The sequence below is a fragment of the Psychromonas sp. genome (assembly GCF_041586535.1).
GTDB lineage: Bacteria > Pseudomonadota > Gammaproteobacteria > Enterobacterales > Psychromonadaceae > Psychromonas.
In genome coordinates this window covers 1-9,548 of the sequence record NZ_JBFGZY010000155.1, presented here as the reverse complement: position 1 = coordinate 9,548, position 9,548 = coordinate 1, and the positions used below count along the sequence as shown (strand labels likewise).

Annotated in this window: 10 protein-coding genes; all 10 read left to right on the top strand. The window is 41.8% G+C overall.

Going from position 1 to position 9,548, the window contains the following annotated elements:
- Positions 1-184 precede the first annotated feature (184 nt).
- On the top strand, positions 185-1,855 hold the full coding sequence (rpsA, locus tag ABZA00_RS14930) for a 30S ribosomal protein S1 (RefSeq protein WP_372882952.1): 1,671 nt from the start codon (positions 185-187) through the stop codon (positions 1,853-1,855).
- Between the two features lie 138 nt (positions 1,856-1,993).
- Positions 1,994-2,281 carry an integration host factor subunit beta gene (gene ihfB, locus ABZA00_RS14925; protein ID WP_372882951.1) on the top strand — a complete coding sequence of 96 codons (288 nt, stop codon included), beginning with the start codon at positions 1,994-1,996 and terminating at the stop codon, positions 2,279-2,281.
- A 186-nt stretch (positions 2,282-2,467) separates the two neighbouring features.
- Positions 2,468-2,755 (top strand): LapA family protein, encoded by a 288-nt coding sequence (locus ABZA00_RS14920; RefSeq protein WP_372882950.1) that lies wholly within the window; start codon positions 2,468-2,470, stop codon positions 2,753-2,755.
- A 6-nt stretch (positions 2,756-2,761) separates the two neighbouring features.
- Positions 2,762-3,934, top strand: coding sequence for a lipopolysaccharide assembly protein LapB (gene lapB / locus ABZA00_RS14915; protein WP_372882949.1), 1,173 nt, complete (start codon positions 2,762-2,764; stop codon positions 3,932-3,934).
- A gap of 65 nt (positions 3,935-3,999) precedes the next feature.
- Positions 4,000-4,704 carry an orotidine-5'-phosphate decarboxylase gene (gene pyrF / locus ABZA00_RS14910; RefSeq protein ID WP_372882948.1) on the top strand — a complete coding sequence of 235 codons (705 nt, stop codon included), beginning with the start codon at positions 4,000-4,002 and terminating at the stop codon, positions 4,702-4,704.
- 56 nt (positions 4,705-4,760) lie between these two features.
- A complete protein-coding gene (locus ABZA00_RS14905; RefSeq protein WP_372882947.1) occupies positions 4,761-5,447 on the top strand; it encodes a MaoC family dehydratase in 687 nt (228 codons plus the stop codon).
- A gap of 136 nt (positions 5,448-5,583) precedes the next feature.
- Positions 5,584-6,603 (top strand): Fe(3+) ABC transporter substrate-binding protein, encoded by a 1,020-nt coding sequence (locus ABZA00_RS14900; RefSeq protein WP_372882946.1) that lies wholly within the window; start codon positions 5,584-5,586, stop codon positions 6,601-6,603.
- On the top strand, positions 6,593-8,224 hold the full coding sequence (locus ABZA00_RS14895) for an ABC transporter permease (RefSeq protein WP_372882945.1): 1,632 nt from the start codon (positions 6,593-6,595) through the stop codon (positions 8,222-8,224). The genes ABZA00_RS14900 and ABZA00_RS14895 overlap by 11 nt, the downstream gene beginning before the upstream one ends.
- Positions 8,224-9,276, top strand: a complete 1,053-nt coding sequence (locus tag ABZA00_RS14890; RefSeq protein WP_372882944.1) for an ABC transporter ATP-binding protein — start codon at positions 8,224-8,226, stop codon at positions 9,274-9,276. Before ABZA00_RS14895 ends, ABZA00_RS14890 begins: the two co-directional genes overlap by 1 nt.
- A 19-nt stretch (positions 9,277-9,295) precedes the next feature.
- The gene (locus ABZA00_RS14885; protein WP_372882943.1) at positions 9,296-9,460 is read left to right on the top strand and encodes a hypothetical protein; all 165 of its coding nucleotides are present in this window, start codon (positions 9,296-9,298) and stop codon (positions 9,458-9,460) included.
- Positions 9,461-9,548: the final 88 nt, after the last annotated feature.

Below are 9,548 nucleotides of genomic sequence, written 5' to 3'. Positions count from 1 at the left end.
GACATTAACAATTGATGAAGTTGTATCGAAAGTATTAGCTTTAGTTGAACTTAAATTAAAAATTACAGTTGAATGATTCAACTGTTTTACTAAAAACTGCTTTATGGATGAAGCGGTAATCTTTCTTGCCTCCCGTACGAATGGATTGTATGTGGTTGTATAAAAAATAAGTGTGAATAAATAGATGATGGAATCTTTTGCTGAACTATTTGAAGAATCTCTTCAACAAGTAGAAACTCGCCCAGGTACAATTGTTAAAGGTACAATCGTACGTATTAGCAACAACTTAGTATTCGTTGATGCAGGCCTTAAATCTGAAGCTGCTATCCCAGTTGAAGAATTCAAGAACGCTGCTGGCGAAGTTGAAGTTGAAGTTGGCGATGTTTGTGATGTAGCGCTAGACGCGGTAGAAGACGGTTTCGGTGAAACTAAACTTTCTCGTGAAAAAGCTAAACGTCATGAAGCTTGGATCCAATTAGAGAAAGCGTACGAAGACCAAGAAACAGTTATCGGTGTTATTAACGGTAAAGTTAAAGGTGGTTTCACTGTTGAATTAAACGGTATCCGTGCTTTCCTACCTGGCTCATTAGTTGACGTACGTCCGGTACGTGACACTGCTCACCTTGAAAACAAAGATATTGAATTCAAAGTGATTAAACTTGATCAAAAACGTAATAACGTTGTTGTATCTCGTCGTGCTGTTATCGAAACTGAAAACAGTGTTGAACGTGATGAGCTACTTGAAAATCTTCAAGAAGGTCAAGAAGTTAAAGGTATCGTTAAGAACCTTACAGACTACGGTGCTTTCGTAGATCTGGGTGGTGTAGACGGTCTGTTACATATTACTGATATGGCTTGGAAACGTGTTAAGCACCCAAGCGAAATCGTTAATGTTGGTGATGAAATCAACGTTAAAGTACTTAAATTCGATCGTGAGCGTACTCGTGTATCTCTAGGTCTTAAGCAACTTGGTGAAGATCCATGGGTAGCAATCGCTAAGCGTTACCCAGAATCAACACGCCTGACTGGTAAAGTGACTAACTTAACTGATTACGGTTGTTTCGTTGAAATTGAAGAAGGTGTTGAAGGTTTAGTTCACGTTTCAGAAATGGATTGGACTAACAAAAACATTCACCCGTCTAAAGTTGTTAACCTTGGTGATATGGCTGAAGTTATGGTTCTTGATATCGATGAAGAACGTCGTCGTATCTCTCTAGGCCTTAAACAGTGTAAAGCTAACCCATGGGAAGAGTTCTCAGCAACTCACGATAAAGGTCAGAAAGTTTCTGGTAAGATCAAATCTATCACAGATTTCGGTATCTTCATCGGTCTTGACGGCAACATCGACGGTCTGGTACATCTTTCTGACATCAGCTGGGAAGTTGAAGGTGAAAAAGCTGTTCTTGATTACAAAAAAGGCGATGAAATCGAAGCTGTTGTACTTCAAGTTGACCCAGAGCGTGAGCGTATCTCTTTAGGTATCAAGCAAATAGCTATTGACCCGTTCAATAATTACTTAGCAGAAAACAAGAAAGGGTCTATTGTTGTAGGGACTATCGCTGAAGTTGATGCTAAAGGTGCAACTATTACTCTTGCAGACGGCGTTGAAGGTTACATCCGTGTGGCTGATATTGCTCGTGAGCGTATTGAAGATGCGTCTACAGTACTTAAAGCTGGTGAGTCTGTTGAAGCTAAATTCGTTGGTGTTGATCGTAAAAACCGCGTAATTAGCCTTTCTATCAAAGCAAAAGATGAAGCTGATGAGAAAGAAGCTATTGATAGCTTAAAACAACAAGACGAAGCAAGCATGGGTAACGCAATGCTTGACGCGTTTAACGCAGCTAAAGGCAAATAATTATAGAGTGGCCGGCAACGGCTGCTTTTGCCAAAGCAACTTGGAAAAAGCATTTCCGAATTTCCAGCGCGCTTAGGTAAATAATTAGCATTAACTGGAGTCGGTTTACTGTATTCAAATTTGAACGCGAGGTAAGTTATGACTAAGTCTGATTTAATTGAAAGACTAACCAGCAAGCACTTTCAATTGTCGGTAAAAGAGGTTGAAGATAGCGTAAAAGAAACACTCAACTTAATGGCCAATTCACTTGCTCAAGGCGAAAGAATTGAAGTCCGGGGGTTTGGCAGTTTCTCTTTGCATTATCGTGCCCCAAGAGTTGGACGAAACCCTAAAACCGGGGATAGAGTTGAACTTAATGGCAAATATGTACCTCATTTTAAACCCGGCAAAGCATTGAGAGAGCGGGTTAATGCAGCAAATGCTTAACTGAAAAATGGTGCCTTAGAGCACCATTTTTTTACCCCGAATTTATCTGAAAAACATTCTGCAATGTTTTTTAATCATTTTGCTTGTTCCGCGCGAATAAAATCTTAAATCTCCCTATATCAATGATTTATTCCCCGTTTAATATATAATAAACTGAGAACTTATTTTCTTTGCTAAGGTACCGCTATGAAAAGTATTATTACGTTAATTATTACAATTGTGCTATTTCTGGTGGCGATTGTAGTCGGTTTGAAAAATCAGCAGGTTGTAAATCTTAACTATATCGTCGCGCAAAGCGAAATACGCCTTGCCACATTATTAGCGATTATATTCGTGATTGGTTTTGTTGCATCCGGTATTATTACCATGATGTTTTATCTGCAATTAAAAATAAAAAACAGGCAATTACTTAAAATGACCAAACGTCAGGGAAAAGAGCTTGACGAGTTACGTTCTTTACCGGCCAAAGATTAATTTTTAGTGCAGGAAATATTTTTTCTTTTACTCCCTGTAGCAGCTTTATACGGTTGGTATATGGGCGTACGCAGTGTGCACCAGAAAAAACAGAAAAAAGGTAATAAACTCAGTAGAGATTACGTTCAGGGCCTTAATTTTTTATTAAGCGATCAACCTGATAAAGCGGTAGATCACTTTATCGCGCTACTGGAGGTTGATAATGAAACTATTGAAACTCACCTTGCATTAGGCAACTTGTTCCGCCAGCGTGGTGAAGTAGACCGCGCCATTCGTATCCATCAGAATTTAATCGCCCGTCCCTCACTGACCCTTGAGCAAAGAGATTTAGCATCGGTACAATTAGGCAAAGACTTTTATCAGGCAGGGTTATTTGATCGCAGTGAAGAGATATTTAAACAATTAAAAGAATCTCCTGAATATCAGGAAGTCGCACTGGAAAACCTGCTATTAATATATCAACAACTGAAAGAGTGGCAGGAGGCGGTAAAGGTAACAGAGTCTCTGCATAAATTATCAAAAGGTACAAAAAAGCGTAGAACCCTGGCGTATCTTTACTGCAGTTTGGCAGACCAGTTAAAAAAAGCCGAGGAAGAGAAACAAAAAATTAAACTTTATCAAAAAGCGTTAACTGTTTTCCCAAATTGTATTCGTGCGAATATTGCCCTCTGTGATTATTATATCGAGCAGGGTAACCCGCAAAAGGCATTACAAATTTTACAATCGATTCCGGAACTGGATATCGACTTTACTGAAGTAATACTAGATAAGTTATTACGTCTGCATCAGCAGCAGGGCAGTGAACAGGAACTGATTGCCTATTTGTATCGCATCGTTAGTTTAGGGGGGGGGGCCAGCGCCGTTATCCTGCTGGCAAAACTGATTGCCCGCTATCGTAGTGTTGAAAAAGCCAAAGCATTCATGCTTCAGGAGTTGCGCCGTAACCCGACTATGAAAGGGTTTAATCATTTAATAACTTATCATCTGCAGTCAGCCGAGTCCGCCAGTGAGAAAGAGAGTTTAGCCTTCCTGCATAAGCTGGTTGCAGAGCAAATTAAGTTGCGCCCTAAGTATCGCTGCCAGAAGTGCGGCTACTCGAGTAACAAATTATATTGGCAATGTCCTTCCTGTAAAAGTTGGGGCAGAGTTAAACCGATTCGCGGGTTGGATGGTGAATAAAAGCAGATGCCAGCCGATACAGTCAACAGATAACCAATAACAGAAATAATAAGATAGGAAAAAGAATGACACAATCAGTAGATCCCAAAGTAGTTATCGCATTGGATTATCAAGATAAACAGCAGGCTTTGGATTTTATCAGCCAGCTGGATCCTGGTAGTTGCCGTTTGAAAATCGGCAAAGAGATGTTTACCCACTTTGGCCCGGAATTTGTCAAGCAGCTGGTTAATATGGATTTTGATGTTTTTCTGGATCTTAAGTTTCATGATATTCCCAATACGGTGGCTAAAGCCGTTAAAGCCGCTGCAGAGTTAGGTGTATGGATGGTCAACGTTCATGCCAGTGGTGGTCGCCGTATGATGGAGGCGGCAAAAGCAGCTTTGCAGCCATACGGTGAGAAAGCGCCTTTATTGATTGCTGTTACGGTATTAACCAGTATGGACGAGGCCGATTTAAAAGAGTTGGGCATTGAACTCTCCCCGGCCGAGCAGGTCAAGCGTCTTGCCAAACTGACTCAATCAAGTGGTCTTGACGGGGTGGTGTGCTCAGCCCATGAAGCGCGGGAATTAAAAGCTCTGTTAGGCGGTGAGTTTAAATTAATCACCCCGGGTATCCGTCCTGAAGGCTCCGATGCCGGTGATCAACGCCGGATTATGACACCAAAACAAGCTGTTGATGCAGGCTCTGATTACCTGGTGATTGGCCGTCCAATCACGCAGGCCGCAAACCCTGCGGCGGTATTAAAAGCCATTAATAGCAGTCTGATTTAACTTTTTTGATCTTTTGACCACACTGCTACCTGTTATTACTGATTTGGAATTTTTTAATGAAACGCTTTGATATTAATAAATATAAGATTGAATTTATGGAGAAATTTGCCATTGATTTTAAGCAATGGATGTCTCCCTCAATTCGAGATTATTATTCGTTATTCATCAAGAATTCCGATAAAAACAGAAGGCAGCTTTTATCCTGGGTAAAAGAGTATGTGATCCTGGAAAATGGTAAAACGCTCAATGTGGAACAAAAGCCCGTCCAATTGCTGCCTGAAGCAAGGGAGCTGTTTTTAAACTTGAGCAGTAAAATTGGTGAAGAAGTGCATGTCGGTGAGTGGTTAACTGTTTCGCAGGAAAGAATCGACCTGTTTTCCGAAGTAACAGAGGATCATCAATGGCTGCATAACGATCTTGAAAAAGCGAAAACAGATTCTCCCTTTAAGACCACGATTGCGCACGGTTTTTTAACCCTGTCTTTATTACCGCGTTTAACAGATAGCGTGAATCCTGAAAAACCACTCTATCCAAATGTAAAGATGACGGTTAATTATGGTCTTAATCAGGTGCGCTTTCCCTACCCGGTGAAAACCGGCAGTGTTGTTCGTGCCCATAGCCGTTTAATTAAAGTCACACCTATCAAGAATGGACTGGAAATTGAAAAAGAGATTTCAGTGGAAATAAAGGGAACCCGCCGACCGGGCTGTGTCGCTGTCTCAGTGGTGCGTGTTTATTTTTGATACCTAACCTCTAATATGGTTTAACTTTGCTTTAAATCAATAATCTACTGATTAAATAGAAAAATATATTGCAAATAGGAATTATTATCATTAATATCGGTCGCAACTGATAACTATTCCTATTTGGGAGAATAAAATGTTTTTAAAGAAAGTCATTACCTCTGCCGCGATTTTTTCAACCTTAACTCTTAGCAGTGTTGCTTCTTTTGCTGATGAGGTGAATGTTTACTCGTACCGCCAGCCGTTTCTTATTGAACCGATAATGGATAAATTTACAGCGGAAACAGGTATTGAAGTTAATATCTTATTTGCTAAAGATGGTCTTATCGAGAGAGTGAAGCGTGAAGGTCAGCTTTCTCCGGCGGATTTAGTGTTAACCACGGATATTAGCAGTCTAATGCTGCTAACTGATGATCAATTAACTCAAGCGGTTGACAGTAAAGTATTAAATGAAAACATTCCCAGCCAATATAGAGATCCTCAGCAGCAGTGGTTTGCACTGACAACTCGGGTACGTAATATTTACTCTTCAAAAGAGCGGGTTGGAGCAGCAGCAAACATCACCTACCAGGACTTAGCCAGCCCGGAGTTTAAGGGTAAGGTCTGCACCCGCTCCGGTAAACACCCTTATAATATCTCACTGGTTGCTTCTGTGATTGCCCATGAAGGTGAAGCGAATGCAAAAACCTGGTTAGAGGGCGTTAAAGCGAATCTTGCGCGTAAACCACAGGGTAACGATCGTGCTCAGGTGAAGGCGGTTAAAGATGGTCTGTGTGATTACGCATTAGGCAACAATTACTACCTGGGTAAAATGCTTGCCGATCCTGCACAAGTGAGCTGGGCGGAAGCGGTTAATATTAACTTCCCGAATCAACAGACAACCGGATCACATGTTAACGTAAGCGGGGTGGTATTAACCAAATACGCGCCGAACAAAGCAAACGCCGTTAAGCTGATGGAGTTTTTATCCGCTGATGTTGCACAGCAGATGTACGCAGAAGTGAATTATGAATACCCGGTTAATGCCAAGGTAAAACCTTCTGAATTGGTTGCTTCATGGGGCGAGTTCAATGCAGACACTTTGCCGCTTGCTGAGGTGGCGAAAAACCATAAAGCCGCAATTAAATTACTGGATGAAGTGAAGTTTGATCTCTAGAATCAACCTCTACAAGTTACTGCCCTGGGTGGTAACTTGTCTTTTAATTACACCGATCTTAGCACTTCTTTTGAGTGCTTTTCGCATTGATAATAGCGGCAGTTTTCAGCATCTGATTGATACGGTATTGCTGGATTACACCTTGAATACCTTATTGATGATTTTAGGGGTGATCAGCTTAAGTTTTATTTTTGCATTGCCGGTAGCATGGTTTGTTGCATGTTGTGAGTTTCCCGGTCGTACCCTGTTGCAATGGGCATTAATGTTACCTCTGGCTCTGCCTCCCTATATCGTTGCTATTGTCTACACCGATCTGCTTGACTTTTCCGGTCCGGTTCAACAGTTTTTGCGTATTGTTATGGGCTGGCGCTACAGTTCGGATTATTATTTTCCCGATATCCGCACCATTTCCGGTGCAGTGATCATATTAAGTTTAACTCTCTACCCCTATTTATATCTGCTGTTACGCGGTGCGTTTTTAGGCCAGTCCGGCGGTTTATTTCAAGCGGCCCGAACCTTAGGTTTATCACCGTTAAGTGCATTTTTTCGCGTTTCCCTGCCGCTTTCCCGATCTGCAATTGCTGTCGGGTTATCATTAATTGCGATGGAAACATTAGGTGATTTTGCAACGGTGCATTATTTTGCCGTGAGCACCTTAACCACGGCCGTTTATAATACCTGGCTGGAGTTAGGCAGTTTAAGTACTGCGGCTAAAATTTCATCATTAATGTTATTGGGGCTGGTGGTGTTAATCAGTCTGGAAAATTACAGTCGCCGCAGACAAAAATTATATCAGCGTAGTGGCGCAACCCATACCGAGCTGCGTTTTGTTTTACGGGGCTGGCAAAAGTGGGGAGCTCTGCTGTTTTCCTGGGGGCTATTGTTTTTTGCTTTTATCCTGCCGCTAAGCGCGCTTGGCTATTATGCAGTTAATTATTTTGGCGCATCTCTGAACAGTGCGTTAGGGAAATATACCCTGAACAGTGTTTGGCTGGCAACGATTGTGGCCTTTTTGGCCCTGTTGATTGCGCTGATTGTTAATTTTTATAAGCGCTTATCGCCGGGCGTTTTTGCGAGCGCCAGCATACGCTTATCCTCTTTAGGCTATGCGCTGCCCGGAACGGTTGTGGCGATTGCCGTCCTGATCCCTTTTACCAGTTTGGATTTAGGGCTTAACAGGCTGCTCATTGCTAACGGTTATGCCAGTGTCGGATTATTATTTTCCGGTACCTTATGCATTTTAGTGGCCGGTTACCTGATGCGCTTCAGTGCGATAGCGGTAGGCAGTATTGACAGCAGCCTGTCGCAGATTTCCCCTTCACTGGACTCTGCCTCGCGAACATTAGGGCAAAGTGCCGTGCAGACCATTCGCCGGGTTAATTTGCCGCTGATCCACAGAGGGATGCTAACTGCCTTTATTTTAGTTTTTATTGAAGCAATGAAAGAGCTGCCTACCGCCTTACTATTACGTCCATTTAATTTTGAAACACTGGCCACTTATGTTTATCAGTTTGTCTCCGATGAGATGATCGAGTATGCCGCATTACCGGCTTTATTAATTGTGTTGATGGGTCTGGTTCCTTTTATTGTTGTTAACCGTTTATTGGAGAAAGCCACTTAATGTCCGCCCTTATAGTTAATGATTTAGACTGTTTTTATCAACGCAACCAGGTCCTTAAATCACTTGATTTAGCGCTCGATAACAATGAAATAGTGTGTTTATTAGGGGAGAGCGGCTGCGGTAAAACAACTCTTCTAAGAGCAGTTGCCGGGCTGCAGACAGAGCTTTCCGGGCGGATCCAAATCAAAGATAAAACCGTTAACCACAATGACATTAATATTCCACCAGAAGAGCGCAAAGTTGGCCTGATATTTCAGGATTATGCTTTGTTTCCACACCTTAGTGTGTTTGACAATGTCGCTTTTTCACTGCATAAACTGCCCGCTAAAGTGCAGCGCCAGCGGGTATCTGATGTATTGGCACTGGTACGGCTAACAGATTACGCAGATCGTTTTCCACATCAGCTTTCTGGAGGTCAGCAACAGCGGGTTGCCATTGCCCGGGCGTTGGCTTACCAACCGGATTTAATGTTATTGGACGAACCTTTTTCGAACCTGGATCACCACGTCCGTTTTCAGATAATTGATGAGCTTCGGGAGCTGCTTAAAAGCCATTCCATGAGTGCGTTATTTGTTACCCATTCAAAAGAAGAGGGCTTTGCATTTGCCGATAGAATTGCCCTGATGCAATCCGGCAGAATAGTACAAATAGATACAGCACAAGCACTCTATAGTCATCCTGACTCACGATATGTAGCTGATTTTATGGGGCTGAGTAATTATCTTGATGTGTTAGTAAGGGATAAGTATTCTTATCAATCGGATCTCGGGGTATTAACCTGCAATGCGATCATTGAAAGGGCAATTAATACACAACTAACCCTGCTATTAAGACCGGAACAATTAGCAATTGAAATTGATAGTCGCGGTCAGGGAATCGTCGAGCAGGTCAATTTCTTAGGCGCCTATCAGCAAATTACAGTTAACTGCCTGAATAAAAGGTACACCGTAAAAGAGAGTAATAATCACGGCAACTGCATGCAGTACAAAGTGGGAGATAAAGTTTCTCTGACAGTGTTAAGCCATGATTTTGTGGTTTTTGATAAAGAGTAATACCAATTCCGTTAATTAGATGATCTATTTAGGCGTAGGAAAAATGGATGAAAGCAAGGCGTTGATTGCAGTAACTAGTTGTTCTAATTGCACAAAATCGTATGGAACGATTTTGAACAGCTTTAGCAGGCCACAAAGTGGTGAAGAACAGGACGTTCTGAATCAAATCAATAACAAAGACTAAAACGTAGTTTTATGTCTAGCTAGCATTCATTTTAGCAAGTATAAATGAATAGATAATTATCGGATTTGCTATTAAATCATCTGCCAAT